The sequence below is a fragment of the Leyella stercorea genome (assembly GCF_019052365.1).
In the GTDB taxonomy this organism is placed as follows: Bacteria; Bacteroidota; Bacteroidia; order Bacteroidales; family Bacteroidaceae; genus Prevotella.
This window is the reverse complement of sequence record NZ_JAHQUY010000001.1, coordinates 47,962-71,883: the sequence shown is the minus strand read 5'-3', so window position 1 is coordinate 71,883 and position 23,922 is coordinate 47,962. Positions and strand designations below refer to the sequence as shown.

General features: G+C 51.9%; 22 protein-coding genes. 12 read left to right on the top strand and 10 right to left on the bottom strand.

Annotation, left to right across the window (positions count from 1 at the left end):
- Positions 1 to 89 precede the first annotated feature (89 nt).
- The 8 genes from KTQ90_RS00285 to KTQ90_RS00250 all read left to right on the top strand — a co-directional run bounded on the left by KTQ90_RS00285 (position 90) and on the right by KTQ90_RS00250 (position 8,129).
- The gene (locus KTQ90_RS00285) at positions 90 to 1,388 is read left to right on the top strand and encodes an NCS2 family permease (protein WP_217316764.1); all 1,299 of its coding nucleotides are present in this window, start codon (positions 90 to 92) and stop codon (positions 1,386 to 1,388) included.
- Between the two features lie 250 nt (positions 1,389 to 1,638).
- Positions 1,639 to 2,055 (top strand): outer membrane protein assembly factor BamD, encoded by a 417-nt coding sequence (locus KTQ90_RS00280; RefSeq protein WP_217316763.1) that lies wholly within the window; start codon positions 1,639 to 1,641, stop codon positions 2,053 to 2,055.
- 53 nt (positions 2,056 to 2,108) lie between these two features.
- Positions 2,109 to 2,651 carry a DUF1599 domain-containing protein gene (locus KTQ90_RS00275; RefSeq protein WP_022159254.1) on the top strand — a complete coding sequence of 181 codons (543 nt, stop codon included), beginning with the start codon at positions 2,109 to 2,111 and terminating at the stop codon, positions 2,649 to 2,651.
- Positions 2,651 to 4,723: a BT_3928 family protein gene (locus tag KTQ90_RS00270; protein ID WP_217316762.1), complete on the top strand. Its 2,073-nt coding sequence runs from the start codon at positions 2,651 to 2,653 to the stop codon at positions 4,721 to 4,723. The genes KTQ90_RS00275 and KTQ90_RS00270 overlap by 1 nt, the downstream gene beginning before the upstream one ends.
- Positions 4,724 to 4,887: 164 nt before the next feature.
- Positions 4,888 to 5,664, top strand: a complete 777-nt coding sequence (locus KTQ90_RS00265) for an SPOR domain-containing protein (RefSeq protein ID WP_217316761.1) — start codon at positions 4,888 to 4,890, stop codon at positions 5,662 to 5,664.
- A 214-nt stretch (positions 5,665 to 5,878) separates the two neighbouring features.
- Positions 5,879 to 6,469: a GTP cyclohydrolase I FolE gene (folE, locus tag KTQ90_RS00260; protein ID WP_217316760.1), complete on the top strand. Its 591-nt coding sequence runs from the start codon at positions 5,879 to 5,881 to the stop codon at positions 6,467 to 6,469.
- Positions 6,470 to 6,691: 222 nt separating this feature from the next.
- Positions 6,692 to 7,369, top strand: coding sequence for a DUF4840 domain-containing protein (locus KTQ90_RS00255; protein ID WP_217316759.1), 678 nt, complete (start codon positions 6,692 to 6,694; stop codon positions 7,367 to 7,369).
- Between the two features lie 10 nt (positions 7,370 to 7,379).
- A complete protein-coding gene (locus tag KTQ90_RS00250) occupies positions 7,380 to 8,129 on the top strand; it encodes an exodeoxyribonuclease III (protein ID WP_217316758.1) in 750 nt (249 codons plus the stop codon).
- 127 nt (positions 8,130 to 8,256) lie between these two features.
- Here KTQ90_RS00250 and KTQ90_RS00245 read toward each other — a convergent pair whose 3' ends face one another.
- The 10 genes from KTQ90_RS00245 to KTQ90_RS00200 form a co-directional block, all read right to left on the bottom strand.
- Positions 8,257 to 11,094, bottom strand: a complete 2,838-nt coding sequence (locus tag KTQ90_RS00245) for a 3'-5' exonuclease (RefSeq protein ID WP_217316757.1) — start codon at positions 11,092 to 11,094, stop codon at positions 8,257 to 8,259.
- Positions 11,078 to 11,311, bottom strand: coding sequence for a hypothetical protein (locus KTQ90_RS00240; protein ID WP_217316756.1), 234 nt, complete (start codon positions 11,309 to 11,311; stop codon positions 11,078 to 11,080). Before KTQ90_RS00240 ends, KTQ90_RS00245 begins: the two co-directional genes overlap by 17 nt.
- On the bottom strand, positions 11,308 to 11,763 hold the full coding sequence (locus tag KTQ90_RS00235; protein WP_254359226.1) for a DUF3990 domain-containing protein: 456 nt from the start codon (positions 11,761 to 11,763) through the stop codon (positions 11,308 to 11,310). The genes KTQ90_RS00240 and KTQ90_RS00235 overlap by 4 nt, the downstream gene beginning before the upstream one ends.
- Before the next feature lie 20 nt (positions 11,764 to 11,783).
- Positions 11,784 to 11,933 carry a DUF3791 domain-containing protein gene (locus tag KTQ90_RS00230; RefSeq protein ID WP_369680847.1) on the bottom strand — a complete coding sequence of 50 codons (150 nt, stop codon included), beginning with the start codon at positions 11,931 to 11,933 and terminating at the stop codon, positions 11,784 to 11,786.
- A gap of 256 nt (positions 11,934 to 12,189) precedes the next feature.
- Positions 12,190 to 12,846, bottom strand: a complete 657-nt coding sequence (locus KTQ90_RS00225) for a carbohydrate-binding family 9-like protein (RefSeq protein ID WP_217316753.1) — start codon at positions 12,844 to 12,846, stop codon at positions 12,190 to 12,192.
- Between the two features lie 178 nt (positions 12,847 to 13,024).
- Positions 13,025 to 13,816, bottom strand: coding sequence for a glucosamine-6-phosphate deaminase (gene nagB, locus KTQ90_RS00220; RefSeq protein ID WP_217316752.1), 792 nt, complete (start codon positions 13,814 to 13,816; stop codon positions 13,025 to 13,027).
- A 297-nt stretch (positions 13,817 to 14,113) separates the two neighbouring features.
- Entirely contained in the window at positions 14,114 to 15,076 is a 963-nt protein-coding gene (locus KTQ90_RS00215; RefSeq protein WP_022159245.1) for a type I phosphomannose isomerase catalytic subunit, read from the bottom strand.
- A gap of 41 nt (positions 15,077 to 15,117) precedes the next feature.
- The gene (locus tag KTQ90_RS00210; protein WP_022159244.1) at positions 15,118 to 16,521 is read right to left on the bottom strand and encodes a C1 family peptidase; all 1,404 of its coding nucleotides are present in this window, start codon (positions 16,519 to 16,521) and stop codon (positions 15,118 to 15,120) included.
- A gap of 1 nt (position 16,522) precedes the next feature.
- On the bottom strand, positions 16,523 to 17,656 hold the full coding sequence (locus KTQ90_RS00205) for a DUF4435 domain-containing protein (RefSeq protein ID WP_254359249.1): 1,134 nt from the start codon (positions 17,654 to 17,656) through the stop codon (positions 16,523 to 16,525).
- A gap of 2 nt (positions 17,657 to 17,658) precedes the next feature.
- Positions 17,659 to 18,480, bottom strand: a complete 822-nt coding sequence (locus tag KTQ90_RS00200) for an AAA family ATPase (protein ID WP_022159242.1) — start codon at positions 18,478 to 18,480, stop codon at positions 17,659 to 17,661.
- A 268-nt stretch (positions 18,481 to 18,748) separates the two neighbouring features.
- Between KTQ90_RS00200 and KTQ90_RS00195 the strand changes: the two genes are divergently transcribed.
- The 4 genes from KTQ90_RS00195 (at position 18,749) to KTQ90_RS00180 (ending at position 23,823) form a co-directional block, all read left to right on the top strand.
- Positions 18,749 to 19,627, top strand: coding sequence for an AraC family transcriptional regulator (locus KTQ90_RS00195; RefSeq protein ID WP_217316751.1), 879 nt, complete (start codon positions 18,749 to 18,751; stop codon positions 19,625 to 19,627).
- Between the two features lie 41 nt (positions 19,628 to 19,668).
- On the top strand, positions 19,669 to 21,030 hold the full coding sequence (gene nhaD, locus KTQ90_RS00190; protein WP_217316750.1) for a sodium:proton antiporter NhaD: 1,362 nt from the start codon (positions 19,669 to 19,671) through the stop codon (positions 21,028 to 21,030).
- A 42-nt stretch (positions 21,031 to 21,072) separates the two neighbouring features.
- Positions 21,073 to 22,080 carry a lysylphosphatidylglycerol synthase transmembrane domain-containing protein gene (locus KTQ90_RS00185; protein WP_217316749.1) on the top strand — a complete coding sequence of 336 codons (1,008 nt, stop codon included), beginning with the start codon at positions 21,073 to 21,075 and terminating at the stop codon, positions 22,078 to 22,080.
- 285 nt (positions 22,081 to 22,365) lie between these two features.
- On the top strand, positions 22,366 to 23,823 hold the full coding sequence (locus KTQ90_RS00180; protein ID WP_217316748.1) for an aminoacyl-histidine dipeptidase: 1,458 nt from the start codon (positions 22,366 to 22,368) through the stop codon (positions 23,821 to 23,823).
- The last annotated feature ends 99 nt before the right edge of the window (positions 23,824 to 23,922 follow it).

Below are 23,922 nucleotides of genomic sequence, written 5' to 3'. Positions count from 1 at the left end.
TCCCCGTCGGGGAGGGCTCTCAAACTAAAAAATACCCAAGGCTTAGAAAGGCCTAAAGAGGCTTAGAAAGGCCTAAACTCAATCAAAACATGCTTTCAAAACTTTTCGGCTTCGACCCTTCGAAGCACAACATTAAGACAGAGGTGATGGCGGGCATCACGACCTTCCTCACCATGGCGTACATCCTCGCCGTCAACCCGAGCATCTTCAGCAACCTCGCCGACAAGGGCATGGACACCAACGCTGTATTCACAGCAACGGCGCTCGCTGCCATCATCGGCACACTCGCTATGGCTATCTACGCCAAGAAGCCGTTCGGACTGGCGCCGGGCATGGGCCTGAACGCGTTCTTCGTGTTCACCGTCTGCCTCGGCATGGGCTACTCATGGCAGTTTGCGCTCACCGCTATCCTCATCGAGGGCTTCATCTTCGTGGTGCTCACGCTCACAAGCATCCGCACGCTCATCGTCGACGCTATTCCGGCGTCTATCAAGCGCGCTATCGGCGCCGGCATCGGACTCTTCATCGCCTTCATCGGACTGAAGAATGCGGGCATCATCGTTGAGAACACTTCCACATTCGTAACCATCGGCAACATGACCCAAGGCACAGCGCTGCTCGGCGTGATTGGCATCATTATCACATCGGTGCTCGTCATAAAGAACGTACCAGGCTCGCTGCTCATCGGCATCCTCGCTACAGCGCTTATCGGCATTCCGATGGGCGTCACCAACTTCTCGGGCGTTGTAGACACTCCGCCGTCGGTGGCTCCGCTGTTCTGCCAGTTCGAGTTCCACAACATCTTCACCATCGACATGGTGGTGATAGTGTTCACCTTCCTCTTCATCGACATGTTCGACACAATGGGCACGCTCGTTGGCGTATGCACAAAGGCGGGCATGATGCAGAAGGACGGACGCATTCCGGGACTTAACAAGGCGTTCATGGCTGACGCTATCGCTACAATGACAGGCGCTTGCCTCGGCGCAAGTACTACTACCACTTACGTTGAGAGTGCTGCGGGCGTAGCTCAGGGCGGACGCACTGGCCTCACGGCGTTCTCTACCGCAATGTGCTTCGTGGTGGCTATGTTCTTCGCACCGCTGTTCCTCTCTATCCCGGCAGCAGCCACTACTCCGGTGCTCGTCATCGTGGGTCTGTTCATGCTCACACCGGTGAAGGACATCGACCTCGACAACTATGCCGAGTCTATCCCTGCGTTCATCACCATCGTGATGATGCCGCTCACATACAGCATCTCTGACGGCATCCTCTGCGGTGTCATCTCATACGTGCTTATCAACATGCTCTGCCTGAACTGGAAGAAGCTCAACCCGACGCTCTACGTTCTCGCCGTGCTGTTCATCATGAAGTATATCTTCATCTAAAGTAGCATAAAAACTCAGTATAAGTCGCCGCTCACATACGTGGTTGACGACTATACATGACATTCTATAGGAGTGTGTGGCGACTGCCACGCACTCTTTTTTTGTGCTCTTTCGACAGAAAAGTGCAACGCCCTCAAGCTATAATCAACAGAAAAGTGTGTCTTTAATAATGTTCGCATGTCTAAATATTAATTAAATAAGGTGGCGTAAATGTCGCCAATACACGGAATTGTTGTACTTTTGCCGAGAAATGAAGAAATTTACGCTTATAACACTTGTCGCTTTGGCTCTCGCTTCGTGTGCCAAGACCGACGACGACATGGCTCAGAAGATGCTCACACGCATCAACTCGCTATACGAGAGCGGCAACTACCGTGCTGCTCTCGACTCCATCACCGTACTTCGCGACCGCTACCCTGCCGCCATTGAAGCGCGCAAGGCGGCCCTTGTGGTATGGCAGAACGCATCGTTGAAGATGGCGCAGGCAGACGTGGCTCAAACAGACATCCTCCTGCAGCAGACCATAGCGAAGATAGCAAGCACAACCGACCGCTACGAACGAAACATGCTCGGCGTGAAACGCGACTCGCTGCAGGCACGCTACGATGCCATGTGCGGCGTGGTGAAGATGATACGAATGCGTCAGAAGCAGGAGCAAAAGCAGTAAAATGAGCCTACGTTTGCTCAATTCATAAGTTTTTTGTATTTTTGTGCCGATTTATGGATACTACAAAGACAGAGGAACAGTTTAAGAGAGTGATGGACGAGTGTCGCACGCTCTTTGCGAAGAAGCTTCATGATTATGGAGCTTCGTGGCGCATATTGCGCCCGTCGTCGCTCACCGACCAGCTTTTCATAAAGGCGAAGCGCATTCGCTCGCTCGAAATAACGGGCACTTCGCTTGTTGGCGAGGGTATTCGCCCTGAGTTCATTGCACTCATCAACTATGGCATCATCGGACTTATACAGCTCGAGAAGGGCTACGTAGACACCGTGGACACTAAGCCCGAAGAGGCGCTTGCGCTATACGACGCTCATGCCAAGGAGTGTCTCGAACTGATGCTGCGCAAGAACCACGACTACAACGAAGCATGGCGCGATATGCGCATAAGTAGCTACACCGACTTCATCCTCACCAAGATACAGCGCATAAAGGAGATAGAAGGTCTGGACGGAAAGACGCTCGTGTCTGAAGGTATCGACTCCAACTACATGGACATAATCAACTATGCGTGCTTCGGAGCTATAAAGATGGCTGAATAATGCGAAATATAAGAATCGCGGCTGTGAACATCTGCCGCTTCATACTGGCTGTCACGTTCATCTTCTCGGGATACGTGAAGGCTATCGACCCACTGGGCACGCTCTACAAGCTGAAGGACTATGCGGCTGCGATGGCGCTGAACGACATTCTGCCTGACTGGGCGCTTGTGATTGTGGCGATTGCGCTTGGAGCTCTTGAGTACTCGCTGGGCGTATTCATGCTTTTCGCGGTGCGCAGACACATGGTGTCTAAACTTACGCTCGCCCTTATGAGCGTGATGACCGCGCTGACGGTGTGGATATACATAGCCGACCCCGTGAAAGACTGCGGATGTTTCGGCGATGCGCTCAAGCTGACCAACGGCGAGACGCTGCTGAAGAACATCGTGCTAATAGCATGTGCGACGCTTGTGGCATGGCGACCGGTGGATATGGCGCGCTTCATATCGCGCACCAACCAATGGATTGTGAGGTATTACACCATTACGTACATCGTAGTGACAAGCGTCTACTGCCTCTACACGCTGCCAATCTTCGACTTCCGCCCGTACCGCGTCGGAATGAACATAAAGCAGGGCATGGAGATACCCGAAGGAGCCGAGCAGCCGGAGTTCGAAAGCACGTTCATACTGCGCAAGAACGGCGTAACGCGCGAGTTCACGCTCGACAACTACCCCGACTCTACATGGGAGTACGTAGACACCAAGACGGTGCAGACCAAGAAGGGCTACGAACCGCCTATACACGACTTCGCCATTACGACGAACGACACTGGCGAAGACATCACCGAGCAGGTGCTCACGAAGAAGGGTTACACCTTCCTGCTCGTTTCGCCCCGACTTGCCGTGGCTGACGACAGCAACTTCGGCGACATCGACCAGATATACGAATACGCTGAGGAGAACGGTGTCGACTTCTTCTGCCTCACGGCGTCGACAAATGAGGACATAGAGCGTTGGCGCGAGCTGACGGGAGCCGAATATACGTTCTGCAACGCCGACGAGACCACGCTGAAGACGATGATACGCAGCAATCCCGGACTGATTCTGCTGAAGGACGGCACGATAATAGGCAAGTGGAGCCACAACGCACTGCCACAAACCGACGACCTGACCGCTCCGCTCGAACAGTTGCCCATCGGAAAAGCGCAGAACGACAGCATGCCCGAGCGTCTGCTCATAGTGCTGCTCACATTCTTCGTGCCGCTCATGGCTCTCACAATAGCCGACCGGCTCTGGGCATGGACAAAATGGATTAGAAACAAACAAGATAATAACAGAATATTTAATCTCTTTAAAAAAAGAAAGAAAATGAGAAAGAAAATTGTAGCAGGTAACTGGAAAATGAACCTCAACCTGCAGGATGGTGTTGCTCTCGCTAAGGAAATCAACGAGGCACTTGTAGCTGAAAAGCCTAACTGTGAAGTTATCATCTGCACTCCGTTCATCCACCTCGCTTCTGTAGCTCAGGTGCTCGACCAGAACGTAGTAGCTCTCGGAGCTGAGAACTGCGCTGACAAGGTTAAGGGTGCTTACACTGGTGAGGTTTCTGCAGAGATGGTAAAGAGCACAGGTGCTCAGTACGTTATCCTCGGCCACTCAGAGCGTCGTCAGTACTACCACGAGACAGCTGAGATTCTGAAGGAGAAGGTAGACTTGGCACTTGCTAACGGCCTGAAGATTCTCTTCTGCTGCGGCGAGACTCTCGAGGAGCGTAAGGCAGAGAAGCAGAACGAGGTAGTAAAGGCAGAGCTTGAGGGTTCTGTATTCCACCTCGACGCAGAGGCTTGGAAGAACATCGTTATCGCTTACGAGCCGATCTGGGCTATCGGTACTGGCATGACAGCTACTTCTGACCAGGCTGAGGAAATGCTCGCTTACATCCGCTCTATCGTTGCTGAGAAGTACGGTCAGGAGGCTGCTGAGGACACATCTATCCTCTACGGTGGCAGCTGCAAGGCAAGCAACGCTCCTGAGCTCTTCTCTAAGCCGAACATCGACGGTGGCTTGATCGGTGGCGCTTCTCTGAAGTGCGCTGACTTCAAGGGTATCATCGACGCTTGGAAGAAGTAAATTCTACAGAACGCATTCTTAAACAGAAGTAATTCTACGGAATAGCATCTAAAGACTGAAAATGAAAAATTATGATTTCTCCATCTGCAGCATCTGCGGCTCATGGCGCTTATCATAATTTTTCATTTTTAGTTATTCAAATCTAAATCGAATCATTAAAAGCTATGAAACGTCTTTTTATTCTCTCATGTCTCATCGTCTGCATCACTGCCATTGCACACGCACAGACCTACACCCAGCACCTGCAGCAGAAGGCTGCCGGAAAGGGAAGCGTGGTTGTGACACAGAGCGAGGAAATAGACAAGTTGGTGAACACCGCTAACGTCAACCCCAGACAGCAGGAGCCTGCACATAAGCCAGCTACAGTCGAGAAACCGACTTCTACGGCTGTAAAGACCACGCCGACGGCGGCAAGCAAGAGCCAGAACCACGAGAACGTAGCTCATAGCAACCCAACTCACAACAACGCTGCGCATCATGGAACCGAGCCGCGACACGAAGCTACCCAGCATCACGAGAGCACGCAGCATCACGAGAGCACGCAGCGACACGAGAGCACGCAGCGACACGAGAGCACGCAGCGACACGAATCGACACAGCATCACAACACCGCCACGGAGACCGCAGAAGCGGAGGCTCCCGTCGTAGACATGAGCAAGAAGGTGATGCGCCGCTCGTACAAGACTAACGGCTACAGAGTGCAGGTTTTCGCCGGCGGCAACTCGCGCAACGACAAGATTAAGGCGCAGCAGGCTGGCAACGCCGTGAAGGCAGCATTCCCGAGCCAACCGATATACGTACACTTCTACTCACCGCGTTGGATATGCCGCATGGGCAACTACCGCACATACGACGAGGCGAACGCCATCCTGCAGCAGGTGAAGAAATTAGGATATAAGCAGGCGTGTATCGTAAAAGGAAAGATTTCCGTTGCGTACTAACCCTGCGGGAGTTTTGAATTTTGAATTTTGAATTGTCGGCTACGCCGATTAGGAATTATTCAATTTTGAATTAAGAATTCATAATTCAAAACTCAAAATTCATAATTCAAAATGCGCGAAGCGCACAATTCAAAACTCAAAATTCAAAACTCAAAACTCAAAATGCGCAAAGCGCACAATTCAAAACTCAAAACTCAAAACTCAAAACTCATAAATGGACAATCCAGAATTCAGAGAGGGCTTGGAAGACCTTGCCTCACATTATAAAAGTGTGATAACCCTACTTGGCGAAGACGTTGAGCGCGAAGGCTTGCAGAAGACACCGATGCGCGTGGCGAAGGCTATGCAGGTGCTCACACGCGGCTACTCGCAAGACCCACACAAGGTGCTCACCGACGCATTGTTCAAAGAAGACTACAAACAGATGGTGGTGGTGAAGGACATCGACGTGTTCTCACTCTGCGAACATCACATGCTGCCGTTCTACGGCAAGGCGCACGTGGCGTACATACCGAACGGATATATCACCGGACTGAGCAAAATAGCGCGCGTGGTGGACATCTTCTCTCACCGTCTGCAGGTGCAGGAACGCCTCACGCAGCAGATTCGCGAGTGCATCGAAGAAACGCTGCATCCGCTCGGCGTGATGGTGGTGATTGAGGCGAAGCACATGTGCATGCAGATGCGCGGCGTAGAGAAGCAAAGCTCTATAACAATGACAAGCGACTTCTCGGGCGCATTCGAGCAGGCGAAGACCCGCCAGGAGTTCATGAACCTCATCAACTCCAACTCGCACAAATTCTAAAGCCCCACCCAACCCTCCCCGTCGGGGAGGGCTTAGAAAGCTCAAGAAGACCTAAAGAGGCTTAGGAAGGCTTAGAATACCTAAAGAGGCTTAAGAAGGCTTAGAAAGGCTTAGTTGAAAGCGAAGGCTCAAGAAGGCCTAAAGAGGCTTAGTAAGGCTTAGAAGCAAAAGAAGACCAATAACAAACAAGAACATTCGATAAAACAATTAAAATTTGAAGAAATGAAGACCACAAAGAAAATGATGTTGTTTGTTGCGACACTGTTCGTTGCAACATTCGCACTTTCATCATGTCTCAGCGACGACAACGAAACAAAGAAGCCTACCGTAGAGGAGCAGGCAGGATATCAGAGAACAATGGCTGGCACATACGGCTCAACGCTGCGCTTCTTCTACCCGTCGTTCAACAACGTAGTGAAGTACGACTCGCTGAAGCACTACTCTTGGGATGTGACAGCCGACTCTACCATCACCATGCGCAACTTCCCGGTGTGCAAGCTCGACTCTGCCATCATCATCAGCAAAGACAACCACAGCGACTCTGCAGTAGAGTTTGCAGCGCTGCGCACAGCCATCCACGAGTCGAACGCTACGGCTAAGCTCACTGCAAAATATTTCGTTCCGAACGACAAGTACTTCGTAGAATACGGCTACAGCTTCCCGGTATTCCCGATGACTATCAAGCAATCGTTCTTCTACAACGGCAAGAGCCACGACGTCTACTTTATGTTCGACGTGTCGGGCACATACGGCGGCAAGTTCCTCTCAAGCAACTTCACCGACAGAGTGTTCGAGTATAACATGGTACTCTCTGGCATCTGCGTCGACAAATACAGCGCCGAAGGCCTCATCCCTACACAGTATTTCCGTCAGGTGCTCATCACCAGTACAACAAAATAAAACGTAAGATATGAAGTTCATTTCATGGAACGTTAACGGACTCCGCGCTTGCGTGCAGAAAGACTTTGAAGAGTCTTTCCGCACGCTTGACGCGGATTTTTTCTGCCTGCAGGAGACGAAGATGCAGGCTGGGCAGCTCGACTTGCAGTTTGAGGGCTACACCTCTTACTGGAACTACGCCGAGAAGAAGGGCTACTCGGGCACGGCTATCTACACGCGCCACACGCCGCTGAGCGTAGCGTACGGCATCGGCGTAGACGAGCACGACCACGAGGGCAGAGTAATCACGCTTGAGATGGAGGACTTCTATCTCGTGACGTGCTACACGCCTAACTCGCAGGACGGACTGCGCCGTCTTGAATACCGAATGAAGTGGGAGGACGACTTCCTTGCCTATATCAAGAGTCTGGACGCAAAGAAGCCTGTGATAGTGTGCGGCGACCTGAACGTGGCGCACGAGGAGATCGACCTGAAGAACCCGAAGTCTAACCGCAAAAATGCGGGCTTCACGGACGAGGAGCGCGCTAAGATGACCGCCTTCCTCGGCGAGGGCTTCATCGACACGTTCCGCACGTTGCACCCGGATGACCCTACCTATTCGTGGTGGTCGTACCGCTTCAAGGCGCGCGAGAAGAACGCAGGCTGGCGCATCGACTATTTCATCACGTCTGAACGCCTGCGCGACCGCATCACTGCCGCCGCAATTCATAACGAGGTGTTCGGCAGCGACCATTGTCCTGTCGAACTTGTATTGGATTAAGCGCAAGCAAAACTCATCGGACAGCGAACGCAATTCGATTGGACGGCGAACGCAATCCGATCGGACGGCGGACGCAATCTGATCGGGCGGCGGACGCAATCCGATCGGGCGGCGAACGCGAACGGTGCTAACTCAACGAGATATCCTCTTTAAAGAACTTTGCAATATGCCGCATGAATGGTGTCGTGAACACGTCGTGCGGCATATTTCTGTTATCATACCTACGTATGCACTGCGACACGTACAGACGGCGGCGCGCTCGCGAAAGGGCTACGTAGAACTTGCGCGCGTCCTCGGCGAGCATCTGCGGGTTGGTGCGACTGTAGAAGTTGGGCATGCGTCCGTCTACGGCGTCGAACACTATCACGTTGTCGAACTCCAAGCCCTTCGCCTTATGGATTGTCGTGACGAAGATGCGCTCGCGCACGCTGCTGCTGCCGCAGAGGTCAGCCTCCTTCAGCGTACTTATCTCCATTGTGTGGTTGGCGAGCTGCTCGTAGAGCGACGGCTCGGATGTGGGATCAATCATGTCGGAAGCAAGATACACCGTCACGTAATGCAGTCCGCCGACGGGCTGTATACGGTTGTCGGCGAGAAGCGCGCTGTAGAATCGCTTCAGCTCAGCCACCAACGCCACCCTATTCTCCATAGCCTCCACATCCGCCGCATTCTTATCCTCGGCATCCGCCGCCTTAGGGGGTGCACTTGTCTCAAGCGCACCATCAAAGCAAGAAGTAACCACATCTCTTACGTACATACGGCCCATCGCCACGCGATACAACTCGCCGTAATTGCGGCGCAACAGTTCGGCACGCTGGCGCACACGGGCGTCACCGAGGAACGCGAGTTGTTGCTCCACCCTCGCCTTCGCCAAGCCGTAGCAATGCGCGACGACGCTACGCGTGGCGTTCACGTCGTCGTCGGCAAGGTGCGAGTTGGTGCCTTCCAAGCCGAGCACCGTGAGAAGATATTTCAGTTTGTGCTCGCGCAATTCGGGATGCAGCAGACGCACAAGGCGCAGCGAGTCGAGATAGTCGGGATGCGACTGCTCGAGACGGTATTCGGGCGCATAACGGCGCAGGTTATGGTCGAGAATATGCCAGTCGTAGTCGGCGTTGTGTCCGAGCAGACGGCATCCTTCGGCGTACTGCATGAACTGCGTGAGCGCCTCGCGGTGCGAGAGTAGCGTGTGCAGCTTGCGCTCCTCGATTATCGGGTTCACTATGTCGCCGAGCATGGCAGGTATCTCGCGGTCGGTCTCCACGTAGACCGTAAATTCGGAGTCGGGCAGCACCTTGCCGCCGCGCATCTTCACGGCAGCAATCTGCAGAATGTCGTCCTCGAAGACGTTCAGCCCCGTCGTCTCGGTGTCGAACACCACGATGGTCTCCGCCTCGTAACTGCGCACGAAGCGCTGCAGGTAGGTCTCGCCGAGGCGCTCGCGCTGCTCGTCGCTGCGTAGCAGGTCGGTAGGCAGAATGGCGTGGTCGAACAGCGAGCGCACGAAGTTGCGCGCCGCAGCATTGGTCTCGTACACGCCCACACCCTTCACCAGTCGCGCCCACGCCAGGAAGCAGAACTCGTTGTTGAGCACGCTGAGGTGGGCAAGCAGCAGCTTCAGTTCGGGCGACGAGAAGAGGTCGGAACCCGACACCTTGAAGTGTCCGATGCCGAGACGCGTGAGTTCGCCGCTGATATCCTCGGCGTCGCGGTTAGCGTTCACGACGAGCGCCGTAGTCGACTCGGGGAACATCGTGCTCAGTCGGCTGGCAAACTGCACACAGTCGCGCACCTCCTGTTCGTAGGTCTCGCTGTAGAGCAGTCCGAGCTCGTTGCCGAGCGGCTTCTCCTGCGTCTTCAGCCCCACATCGGGCAGCAACGCAGGGTCTATCTGCAGTTCTTCTGCGGCGAAGGTGTTGAAGATGTCGAGCAGATACTTCGGCGAGCGGTGGTTCACCGAGAGATGGTGCAGATGGCATGACGCCTGCTGCTTGAGCGCCGTGAGCGTGTCTATCTTTGCGCCCATGAACGAGAATATGGCTTGCTGCTCGTCGCCGAGGAACATCACCGTGCGGTAGGATCGCGCGGTGAGCAGCTTGATTATAGCCAGCTGCAACTGGTTGAGGTCTTGCACCTCGTCTACCTGCACCCATGTGTAGCGCTTGTAGAGGGTCTGTTCGGGGTCGGCGTTCAGCGCGTCGTAGGTGAACAGAAGTAAGTCGTGGAAGTCGAGCAGATGGTTCTGCTGCTTGTACTGATGATACTGCTGCGCAAGCTGCATCTTCTGCAGCAGTCGCTGTATGATAATGCGGTCGCCGTAGTCGGCTGTGTCGGCAGCGGTCATATCGCGGTAGGTCTCCACATTATTATATATGTCGACCATCGCCGCCGCGTCGAACGCCCTTCCACACACGCTGCAGATGCGCTGCATCGCCTTCACGTCGTCGCCGTTGATGCAGTCGGTGTGCGAACGCAGCGTCTTCGGATGCCCCATCGCTATTTGATGCATCATGCTTTCGAGATGAAATATGAGCGAGTATTCGCGGCGACGGCGGAAATCGCCAAGCACGAAGTATTCGTCCTCGCCAGTATATCGCGCAAGGATAGACACGGCGTCCTCCTCGTCGATGACGCTCGACTCAGCCGCTACGAGTCCGTTGGCAAACAGAAACTTGGAGCAGAAGCGGTGAACGTTGCCCACGAACACGTCGCCCACACCGCTGTCGGCGATGTTGGCATTAATGCGCTCGAGCATTCCGCGCGCGGCTCGGTTGGTGAACGTGAGGCACAGCATGTCGGCATACTCCACGCCCTCAACGTCATGGGCACGGCGTATGCGCTCTGTAAGTATCTGCGTCTTGCCGCAGCCGGGCGAAGCAAGCACGAGATGGAACCCGCCCTGCGCGTCGATAACCTCGCGCTGGTATGGGTCGGGGGTGAATGTCAGCTTAAGAAAAGGTTGCATTTTCTACTTCATTCTTCAAAAAAGAAGACACATAGCCAACACTCTGAAAATAAAAACCAGTGTCTGTGTCCTGCAATCGTTCAAAGGTCTCGGAGGTATAAAGCACGTCAAGAGCTTCAGACGGAGAATAACCATAAGTGGACATCAGCCAATCAGCCAATTCCACAGTCAGTTCGTCCTTCATTATCTTGATCTGTTCAGGATTTAATCGTGTCATAAAGCTTTGAGTTTTTGAAGGGCTTTTTCTGTTCCGAAAAAATACTGGAATGTTATACCCTTTGCATATTTTAATTCTTCAACAAGTCGCTGAAGCGAAATGATACCTCCAAGATAACGGCGCAACTGATAGTTGACGCCATCATCTGCAATCGGACCATATACTATATCATAAGTGTGAGAAGGTTGACTTATCTTGTTATTTCGATTAGTCAAGACAAAATTTGCCCATTCCTCACTATAATCATCAAATATCTTTACAGACAATTCACCAGAGGAAAGCACCGACTCATCGAAATCGAACTCATTAACAATAGCCTCACCACGCCGCATCTGTTCTACTTTGACAATAGCCAAATCTTCAGCCTGCTTGTAATTGTCAGACAAATAGAATCCCTGTCCAAAATCCTTAAAAGGTTTTGAACGCTGCAGGTCGGGCTTTTCAACCCTCATATTCGAACCATGATACAACTTCATTGCAATTTTCCTCCGTTTAGTCTACAAACTTCAGACACAGCATCTACTGAATCCTCGAACGAGAAGGTATGCAATACGCCATAATGATTGTAGAAGTAATCCAATCCTTTGAAACGTTTCAGATAGTTGTATGCTTGCTTGGGCATAATACCAAACTTGGCAGCAAACTCACTGACAAGAGCTATGGTGTACCCAACTGTATTATGGTCTTCCCTTGACATATATATTCAATTTAAACATATTAGGTATATTGCAAAGATACATAGCATTTTCTTATCCTCAAAATAATATTTATAAAAACAATCTATATAAATACAAAATGAAGCTCTAAGAGAATAAAAAATCCGATAAAAATAGAGCTTTACCTATTTTTATCGGATACTATACTGAGATGATTGTATTCTACTCAAACTCCACACTACCGAAGAAGTCGGGACGATGGAAGTCGGGCTTCGGAAGGTCGATGGGGAAGAACGAGAGGAAGTGAGGATGAGGCAGCATGTCGCCGCACTTGTAGACGTTGCCCTTCACCTTAAGGCCGTCGAACGACGGGAGCGAGTGGCGGTAGTAAGCCTCAACGGGCACAGCAAGACAGAGCTGCCATGTGCGCTCGCCGGCGATGTTGCTGAACGGTGTGCGGCCCATCGAAGACCAGCGGTCGATCTTGTCGAGCACGCTCTGCGGAGCACGCTCGCGACCTTCGCGCTTTGCGCCGAAACCGATGAGCAACGTGCCTGCTGCGTTGCACTCGAGGTTGTAGTAGGTGCCGTCGGCTACGGGCGAGAGGAAGAGTTCGCAGCACGAATCTTCCCAAACGTTGCCGTCGTCGTGCGGAGCCACTGCACGCACGCACTCCTCAGTGACGCGGTAGTTGATGAGCAACTGCTTGCCGTTGTGCGCCATGCGCACCTCCATCGTGGGGCGGTAAGGGAAAGCCTCAGCCCAGCAGTGGTTGTCTACTGCCACGAAGCCGATGTTCGCCTCGTCGAGCACGCGGCATATATCTGCTGCACTAACTGAAGCGGTCGAAATCTTCTTTATTTCTAATGTATTTGCCATAATTTTAAAAGTAAAAAAGTAAAAAGTAAAAAAGTAAAAAGAACTTTCTTTAGTTTCAAAACATAAAAGTATTTGAAAGTATAGGTAAAAGAAAAAGAGTAAAAAAGTAAAAAGAAAACATAGCTACATTCATAGCTTGAAAACCTTTTACTTTTTTACTCTTTTACTTTTTTACTTTTTAAAGGTTGTTCTTCTCGATATCCTTGAAGTAACGGTATGTGCTAACCTTGAGATCGTCTGTAGCAGCCTCGTCAGCTACGATGATGCCGTGCTGGTGGAGCTGGAGAACAGAGATTGTCCACATCTGTGTAACCGGACCCTCAACAGCTGCCTGGAGAGCGCGTGTCTTGTTGTGACCGTTTACGAGAATCATCACCTCGCGAGCTGACATTACTGTGCCAACGCCTACTGTGAGGGCTGTTGTCGGAACCTTGTTAACGTCGTTGTCGAAGAAACGAGAGTTAGCAACGATAGTGTCAGTTGTCAGAGTCTTCTGGCGTGTGCGTGATGTGAGTGAAGAACCCGGCTCGTTGAATGCGATGTGACCGTCAGGACCGATACCACCGATGAAGAGATCGATGCCACCTGCTTCCTCAATCATCTTCTCGTAGTGAGCGCACTCTGCCTCGAGATCCTCTGCGTTGCCGTTGAGGATGTGGATGTTCTCCTTCGGGCAGTCAACGTGGTCGAAGAAGTTCTTTGCCATGAATGAGTGGTAGCTCTCCGGGTGTGACTCAGGCAGACCTACATACTCGTCCATATTGAAAGTGAGGACGTTCTTGAATGAAACACGACCCTCCTTGCAAGCCTCAGCCAATGCGTGGTACATACCGATTGGTGAAGAACCTGTAGGCAAACCGAGAACAAACTTGTGGTCGGGTGTCGGGTTGAACTTGTTGATACGCTCGATAACGTGCTCAGCTGCCCACTTTGAGAGCTGGTCGTAGTCCTTTTCAATGATTAATCTCATAGCGATATTTATTTAGTTGATTAAATTTTCAAGTTTCGATTGGGGGTTCAGCTGCTGTTGTCAATTACAACTGCTATGTGTTGATGTTTTTATAAAACGTGCCCCGACATCTCATCGGGGCACGTCTGTGTTTGTTTGTAGTAGTAGTTGTAACTAAATAAGCAGTTATAAGTTAGTTGAAAATCGGTTTCTTCTAACATATTACGATGCAAAGTTACGCATTTAATTTATATCCCCCAAGTGAATGAGCCAAAAATGCTGATTTACATCAAGATTTATAATACTTGTTACCAACAACTACACGTATGTTTCGAGGAACTTGACGTTGCCCTCTACCTTCAGTGTCTCTGTTGTAGCCGGAACGAGAATGCTCTCGCCTGCACGCAGGGTTGTTGTGTTGCCCTCGTTGTCGGTGATTGTGCCTTCGCCCTTCAAGCCGATGAGGATAACGAAGCTGTCGAGCTCTGAGTAGTCGATTGTCATCGGCTCGTCGAGATCGTATACGGCTGTGTTGAAGTAAGGACACTGCACGAGCGATACGCCCTGGTTCTTCTGCGGTGTGTACTCGGTGCGGTAGTTGCTCTCAACGTTGTAGTTGATGCACTCTGCAGCCTGCTTTGTGTGCAGCTCGCGATAGTTGCCGTTTTTGTCCTTGCGCTTGAAGTCGTAGATGCGGTATGTCACGTCGGATGTCTGCTGTATCTCTGCGAGGAAGCAGCCGGTGCCGATAGCGTGGATGCGACCTGCGGGGAGGAAGAAGCAGTCGCCTTCCTTCACGTCGTAGCGTGAGATGGCGTCGCAGATAGTGTCGTTCTCAACCATCTCTGCGTACTGGGTCGGAGTGATCTGCTGCTTCAGACCGCAAAGCAGAGTAGCGTCTGCGTCTGACGGGAGCAGATACCACATCTCTGTCTTGCCACGCTCCTTGCCCTGACGCTTTGCAATCTCGTCGGTGGGATGAACCTGAATAGAGAGGTCCTGACGTGCGTCGATGAACTTGATAAGCAACGGGAACTCGTCGCCGAAACGCTGATAGTTCGCCTCGCCTACGAGCTTGCCCTTAAGTTCGTGTACGAGATCGTTGAGCTTCTTGCCTGCGTACTCGCCGTTGGCAACTACTGTCTCGTTGCCTGGCACGCCTGAGATTTCCCAGCTTTCGCCTACGTTTTCCTGCTGCACGTCAAGGTGCTTGAACGGAATAATCTTCTCGCCACCCCAAATTGTTGACTTAAGGAGTGCGTTGAACTTTAATGGTTCCATAGTGTATGTGTTATATTAATGTTTGTTAGAGTATAATCGTATTAGTCGTCCAAGCCGAACAATGGGTCTTCAGGCATAACCATAACCGGCTTCTGGTCGAACTCCTTCTGCAAGTTCTCGGGCACGTACTTCTTGTCTACAACAAGACGGAACATGTACTCGTTGAACCAGCGGTTAGACATAACCAGACAGCCTTGCACGCCGTTGTTTGGTCCCCAGCTGTTCTCCACCTTCCACTTGATTGGGTTGCCGTTCTTGTCAAGGTCTACGGCAGAAAGTGTCATGGCGTGTGTCGAACCGCTGTCGTATGTAGCGATGCGGTCGGCCTTGTCCATCGGGAATGTTGTAGAGAAGAGCGAAGCGTAGTCGTAGTTCTCAGTGTCGAGATAGCCGAGTTCGCGGTCGTACTGCTTGCCTACGTCGTAAGACGAGTACATCTTCTTGCCGTCCTTAAGCGAAGCGATGGCGAGCTTTGCAATGTCCTCCATCGGCAGGTTGAGATACTTCCAGTTGGTGCCGTCATACACGTGGCGGTCGTACTCCACTTCGTATGTCTTGTGATAAGGACGGCGCGGGTCGTTCATCACCATGATGAATGTGCCTGCAAGCTGGCGACCTACGGTCTCGTTGTAGAACTCAACCGGTGTGTAGCGGCGCGGTTCGCCTACGGGCTCACCCTTGCTGTTGCGGAACTGGTATGTGAACTCCTTCACCGGCTCGCCCATTGTCATGGCAAGCATGCGGTAAACGGTTGAGAGCATCTCTGTCTTGCGTGCGCTGATGGCCTGTGCCTTCTTGCCGTCGGCTACCATCTTGCGCAGCTCCAAGCCGTACTCGCGAAGCTTTGAAGAGATGAGCGAAGATATCTTTGAAGTGTTCTCTGCAGAGAATGTCTCTGGCTGCACCGACTTCGGAACGAGACCGTACTTAGGTGCGAGGTCGGCAGCGCCACAGAAGGTTCCGCCGTCGTTAAGCGGACTCTTGAAGAAGAACTGCACACGTACATCGTCCATAGGCTTCTTTGCATTGTCGATAACGCCCTGCAGCATAAGGTTGGCTTTCTCCAACTGGTCGTAGAAGAAGAGATAGTCGTGAGAGAACTCTACCGTAAGAGAGTCGGCATGCTGGCGTGCGAAGTCAGAACGGAACACGTTGAAGCTTGAGAACATCCAGCAGCGTCCAGAACTCTTCTGGTCGTGGATAGACTGCTTTGCGGTTTCTACGCTGAAGTGTGTGTCGAACGTGTTGCGGTTTGAGAAGTTCTTTGCGAGGTTGTCAATCTTGTTTGAAGCCATTGCGTTGAACAACGCCTTGTCCTTTGCGGTTGAACCCTGCGATTTCTCAATCTGCTGAAGCACTGTGGCAGAGATGCCGCCCTGCTTCTGTGCGCTTGCTGTGGTAGCGAGCGCGAGGCATAAGCCTAAAGCTAATGTCGTTTTCTTCATTTTATGTATTTGTTGTTAGTGAGTATTCGTTAAAGGTGGTGTTATGTTGAGATGGTGAGGTGGTGAGATTTGTTGGTGAGGTGGTGTGATTTGTTGGTGAGGTGTTGTGATGTTGGGGTGATGTTGTGGTGTCAGACGTATCGTTGAAGAACCTTTCGAGGTCGCTTACTATGCGTCTGTACTGTTCAGAAGCCACATATCCAACGTTGCGGCGCAGACTATACTCCACGCTGCCAACGCTCGACGAGTAGCACGAGAGTTCGTTGCGCTGCTGCGTAGCGTGTACACTCTGTCGGCTGATGTCGCGTTCGCGTTCTCTCACGAGCGTATTGCAGACCTTCTTCACCAGCGGCACGACAACCTTGTCGAAGAGGTGATGACCTTGTATATACATATAGGTTTCAGAGGGCAGTATGCCGAGTTCGCGCAAAGAGTTCTTCACGCTAAGATAGCTCTCCTTCGCCCCTGGATGCTGACTCTGCAGCACCTTCACCTTATGCGCCACGCGTCTACGCAGTTGGGCTATGGCTGCCGAAGCATTCTCAGGCGATAGAGTTCCCATCTCTATGGAGCGTATGAAGTCGGAGATTGTGAATCGGCGCTCCGCAGCATTGCGGTACGACCAGACGTTCCACACGAAGAGCGGGAAGATGGCCGTGGAGAAGTCGGCGAGAAACGCCTCGAAGTCGAATTTCTGCGCATCGTTGAGCGTCACAGCCACACACACGTTGTGTAGCGACGGGGCGTAACACTGCATATTCTCTATTGCATAGGCATAGGAGTGGAAGATGTAGGGGTTGTCGAGTATGGTCTTCGACGAGTACGTAGCGCCCTGCGCCACATAGTCGTAGTCGGCATCTACGCAGGCAATCATGTTGCGCCCCACTCCGCCTGCGGCAATCATGCTCATTATCGCCGCCTTCTTGCCTCGCTCCAAGTGCTCGAGACGCGAGGGTAGCAACACTTCGAAGTAGCGTTCCTCGTTCTCGAAGCGTGTGAGAATGGAACGCCAGAAGAATATATCATCGTAGCTTTCAACGTAAGCCACGATGCGTCGGCGCGCCGACTTCGATCCGAGTCGGTTAGCCGCTCCAATGTATTGCGATGTTATGCAATCAGTAAGACGCTTGCCCATTTCTAATCCGTTATATCCGAAACTTCCGTCACATGGTCTACCCATCCGTTCATTATCACCGCAGGCGAGTGCGTGGTGAGAATTATCTGCACGTTAGGGTTGAGCGTGAGTATGAGGTCGATGAGCCGTTGCTGCCAGTCGATGTGCAGGCTCACCTCCGGCTCGTCCATGAACAGCACGTAGGGCAGCTGGTCTTCGACGAGCACCGTGAGAAGAATCACAAGCATCTGTTTCTCTCCGCTTGAGAGCTGATATGGTGTGAGCGTCTCGCCTATCTGCGAGAAGCGTATCTCGTTCTCCGTGCGCACAATCTTCTTGCCGGTCTGCGAGAAGAGGTCGTCTATAAGGTTCTGGAACGTGGTCTTCGGCGCCGAGATTCTCTGCGCCTGAGCCGCAGCATCTGTTTCTCCGCTCTGCAAGCAAGCTATGATACGGTTGCCGATGTTCACCTGATAGTCGAGATACTTGCGCTGCAGGAAGAAGAGTTGCAGGTCGAGTTCTGTCGTAAGGTCGCTAAGCGCCGTGTTGAGCTTGCCCACCGCGTCGAGATTGAGCAGCGGGCGGTCGAACGACCGTATCACATCGTAGCGTATCCAGCGAGCGTCTTCAGGCTCAACGGTGAGTCTCACGCCTTTAAGCATGTGACTCGGGAACTCTCCGCCTGCAGCCAAACCTCTCACCACCTTATTTAATATAGTGCTCTTGCCGACACCGTTGATGCCGCTAAGTATGTTCACCTTGCGGTCGAGGTTCCACACGATGTGTCGCTTGCCGCTCCACAGCGAGTCTATCTCTATTTGCTTTATATATTCCGAATATTTCATAGAGTTAGTCTTTTGTCTGCATTTATATACACTAATGTATTCTACAGACAAAGATATAAAAAAAAATCTACATTACTAACAATTATTCAACAATTAACACAACAAGTTATTACAAAACAATAACGTCTTGTATTTGTTTGACAATATTTGCGTGTTTATTATTGTTAATAATGCGATTATAACACTCAAAACTTGCAACAATATGAATTTTTTGCCGTATATTTGCAGACTAATAATAACAACAATAAGGTATTTAGTAATTAATATTATGAATTTATACAAATTTGATAGTGTCGTAATCAGTCCGAGCGATATCATCTCTCTTCACAAGCAAGACACTTGGGAACTGACCTATGTTGTACATGGTAGAGGAACTCGCACTCTTGGTGACGTAACAAGTGAATTTAGCGACGGTGACCTCGCTTTCATTCCGCCCCACATACCCCATTGCTGGAAGTATGACAACAACTACACCGATGATCGCGGCAGAGTAGAATATGCTACGCTGTCGTTCAGGACTGAATTCATCGACCGCTGTTCGAGCGCTTTCCCCGAGATAACAGAACGTTTGGAAGAATTGAAGTCGGTATCGTCTGTGATCACCTTCAACAACAAGACGCTGGAGGAGTTGACAGAGATGATGCTTCGTATGCGTACCGAGAAGATGTCTGAGCTGTTGCCATACGTCTTCCGCATCATCCTGCTGCTCTCAAAGCACGAGAGCGAGGGCATCGTAATCGGCAGCTTCTCTGAGACCGACCGCACATACGACCGTATTAATAAGGTGAAGGAGTTCTCGCAGAGCAACTACGCTCGCGCCATCACCATCGACATGATAGCCAACCACGTAGGCATGAACCGCTCGTCGTTCTGCACATTCTTCAAGAAGGCTACGGGTCAGACCTACATCACATACCTCAACAAGCTGCGCGTAGACCGCGCCTGCTACCTGCTGCGCGAAGGCAAGTTCAGCATCACCGAGGTGTGCTACATGGTGGGCTTCAACGACGTACCCTACTTCAACCGCTGCTTCAAAAACAACCGAGGCATGTCGCCGAAGGACTATGCCGACGGCGTTATAACACAGCGCCAGGTAATCAAGCCGAGAAAGAAAGACACGCAGAAGGATCAGAATAAACAGGATTAATCAAATAAACAACAAAATAAAGCTAACAATTAAAAAAACTCATGACTACTCTAACCATTCTGATTGTTGTGGCATTCGTGCTGGGCTATGCATGCATAGCAACCGAAAGCCTGTTGAAAGTGAACAAAGCAGCCATAGCGTTGCTTATGTTTGTTGCGTGCTGGACACTCTACATGTTCGATCCAATGCAGTATCTTACCGCTATTCACGGTTACACCGGCGATTTCAGCGGCATGGCGGCAGCGGTGACTTCTATCATCCAGGAACACCTTGGCGACACTTCTACTACTCTGTTCTTCCTCATGGGAGCCATGACTATTGTGGAAGTCGTAGACCAGAACGGCGGTTTCAACTGGGTACGCAAGGTGATGAAGACCAAATCTAAGCGCGCGCTCCTGTGGCGCATCGCGTTCCTTACCTTCATCCTCTCAGCTATCCTCGACAACTTGACAACGAGTATCGTGATGATCATGATTCTGCGCAAGCTCGTAACCGAGCGCAACGACCGTCTCATATATGCTTCGCTCGTCATCATAGCAGCCAATTCTGGCGGCGCATTCTCACCAATCGGCGACGTAACGACCATCATGCTTTGGAACAAGGGTCTAATCACAGCGGTGGGCGTTATCAGCGAGATTCTCGTGCCGTCGCTCGTTTCGATGGTTATTCCGGCGTTCATCCTGCAGTATCATCTGAAGGGCGAGCTGCACATGCCTGAGGTGAAAGAGAGCGCAGAGACCACTGCGGGCGCCCTCACCGAGCGTCAGCGCAAGGCTGTGTTCTGGATTGGTGTAGGCGGCTTGATGTTCGTGCCGGTATTCAAGAGCATTACTCATCTGCCTCCGTTCGTAGGCATCCTGCTCGTGCTTGGCGTTCTGTGGACAACAACCGAGTTGTTCTACAGCCACTTGCAGCACGGACACGACACGGAGGGCACACAGAAGCGCGTAACCAATCTGCTTTCTCGCGTGGATATGTCTACAATTCTGTTCTTCCTCGGCATCCTCATGGCTGTCTCTTGCCTCGCTGAGGTAGGCGTGCTCACAGCTATGGGCGACGGTCTGAACACCATCTTCGACGGCAACCACTATCTCGTGACCGGCATCATCGGCGTGCTCTCGAGCATCGTCGACAACGTGCCTCTCGTTGCAGGCTGCATGGGTATGTATTCGGTTGCGGCTGCGGGCGACATGGCTGTCGACGGCATCTTCTGGCAACTGCTTGCCTACTGTGCCGGCGTTGGCGGTTCGATGCTCATCATCGGTTCGGCTGCTGGCGTTGTGGTAATGGGCTTGGAGAAGATCACCTTCGGATGGTACATGAAGCGCATCACATGGATTGCGTTCGTGGGCTACATCGCAGGTATCGTAAGCTACTATTTCATCCGCACATTCGTATTCTAAACGCCCCCGTCTTTATAGAATCAATTTATAAATAAGGGTTCATTGGAAATAAAGAAACTTATAAACAACTCGTTAAAGGTAGGTCTGTCGATAATGCTCGGCGGACTTATCCTTTACTGGATGTACCGCGACTTCGACTTCAAGACCGTGGCTGACACCCTCATGCACGGCATGAACTGGACTTGGATGTTGCTGTCGTTTCCGTTCGGCATACTGGCACAGATGTTCCGCGGCTGGCGCTGGCACCTCACTCTGGAGCCTATCGGCGAGAAGCCGCGCACGTCTACGAGCATCAACTCGATATTCCTCTCGTATGCCGTCAGTCTTATAGTGCCGCGCATCGGCGAATTTGCTCGCTGCGGCATACTGCGACGCTACGACGGAGTGTCGTTTCCGAAAGCATTGGGCACGGTGGTCATGGAGCGAGCCATCGATTCGGCTCTTGTTATGCTAATCGCTCTCCTTACATTCGCTTTCCAGCTGCGCGTCTTCAACACGTTCTTTGCAGAGACGGGCACCAACCTCGAGTCGATATTCTCCAAATTCTCTGCTGCGGGTTACGCCGTGACTGCCGTTTGCGGCGTCGCTGTGCTCATACTCGCGTGGTATCTGCTGCAGCGCTTTGCCATATATAATAAGGTGCGCACTATGGTGCGTGGCATCTGGCAGGGCATCATGGCTGTGCGCGACGTGAAGCACCCGTGGCTGTTCGTGGCGTTCACGCTGGGCATTTGGGCGAGTTACTTTCTCCACTACTATCTCACGTTCTTCTGTTTCGAGGCTACGTCGCACCTTGGTATGGCGTGCGCTCTCGTAACGTTCATCGTGGGCAGCATCGCTGTCATCGTTCCGACGCCTAACGGTGCCGGTCCGTGGCACTTTGCCGTTAAGACAATGCTCATCCTCTACGGCGTAGGCGATGTCGATGCGCTCAACTTTGTGCTCATCGTCCACTCGGTGCAGACGCTGCTCGTCGTGGTGCTCGGCGTATACGCATGGACTGTTTTGTCCTTTACCAGGACAAAAAGTGGTGAGATGGTGAGATGTTGATGTGGTGAGATTTGTTGAGTTGATGTGGTGAGATGTTGATGAGTTGACATATGCATTTGTCACCATCTCAACACCTCAACATAACAACATCACACCTCAACACCTCAACATAACAACATCTCATCTCAACACCTCAACATAACAACATCTCATCTCAACACCTCAACATAACAACATCACAACATCTCATCTCAACATCACAACAACATATCTCAACACCTCAACACCTCAACACCTCAACACCTCAACACCTCAACATATTATAATACTTAAAACCTTAACATTATGAGTGAAATCAGAAACCTTAACCCCGAATGTATCTGGCGCAACTTTGACGCACTGACACAGGTGCCGCGCCCATCAGGTCATCTTGAAAAAGTACAGCAGTTCTTGCTCGACTTCGCAGCACGCGTAGGCGTGGAAGGCTTCAAGGACGCTGCCGGAAACATCGTGATGCGCAAGCCCGCATCTGTAGGTATGGAGAACAAGAAGGGTGTTATCCTTCAGGCGCACATGGACATGGTGCCGCAGAAGAGCAAGGAGTCGACACACAACTTCGAGACCGACCCTATCGAGACATACGTAGACGGCGAATGGGTACGTGCTAAGGGCACTACTCTCGGTGCCGACAACGGCATCGGCGTGGCTGCCATCATGGCTGTTATGGAGGACAAGACACTGGTTCACGGACCGGTTGAGGGTCTTATCACAGCCGACGAGGAGACTGGCATGTTCGGCGCTAACGACCTGCCATGCGACGAGCTGCAGGGCGACATCCTGCTCAACCTCGACTCTGAGACATGGGGCAAGTTCGTAATCGGTTCGGCTGGCGGCATCGACATCACAGCCACACTCGACTACAAGGAAGTGGAGACCGACAAGGAGGACGCTGCCGTTAAGGTTCTGCTGAAGGGCTTGAAGGGCGGACACTCTGGTCTGGAGATCAACGAGGGCCGCGGCAACGCCAACAAGCTCATGGCTCGCTTCGTGCATGAGGCAATCGCCGAGTTCGGCGCACGTCTGGCTACATGGCACGGCGGCACAATGCGCAACGCTATCCCGTTCGAGTGCGAGGTGGTGCTCACACTGCCGAAGGAGAACGTAGAGGCGCTGAAGGAGAACGTAGAGGAATGGCGCAAGCTGTTCAACCACGAGTTCCGCACTATAGAGGAGAACATCCAGTTCTTCACAGAGGACGTAGAGACTCCGGCTTTCGAGACACCCGAGGAGATTCAGGACAACCTGCTCGACGCTATCTACGGCTGCCACAACGGCGTGCTGCGCATGATTCCTGTATTCCCGTCTGTCGTTGAAACTTCTTCTAACCTCGCCATCATCGACATCGAGGGCGGTCACGCTTACTTCAAGTTGCTCGCACGCTCGGCTAACGAGAGCATGAAGGAGTACATCGCCACCACGCTCGAGTCTACATTCTCGATGGCAGGCATGAAGGTGGAGATGAGCGGCAGCTACGGCGGCTGGGACCCGAACACAGACAGCGAGATTCTTCACCTCATGGAGCAGCACTACCGCGAACTCTTCGGCGAGGAGGCTATCGAGCAGGTAGACCACGCCGGTCTGGAGTGCTCTGTCATCCTCGGCAAGTATCCGCACCTCGACGTAGTATCGTTCGGCCCGACAATGCGCTCGCCGCATACCACATCTGAGCGTTGCCTCATCAAGACTATCGCTCCGTTCTGGGAACTTGTGAAGAAGACTCTTGCAGAGGTGCCTGCAAAGTAAACAGTTTAGTAGCGGAGGTCTCTGGCCTCCGCAGCACCAAAACGAATAAGAATTATAAACAGTAGCGGAGGTCTCTGGCCTCCGCTACTGTTTTATCAT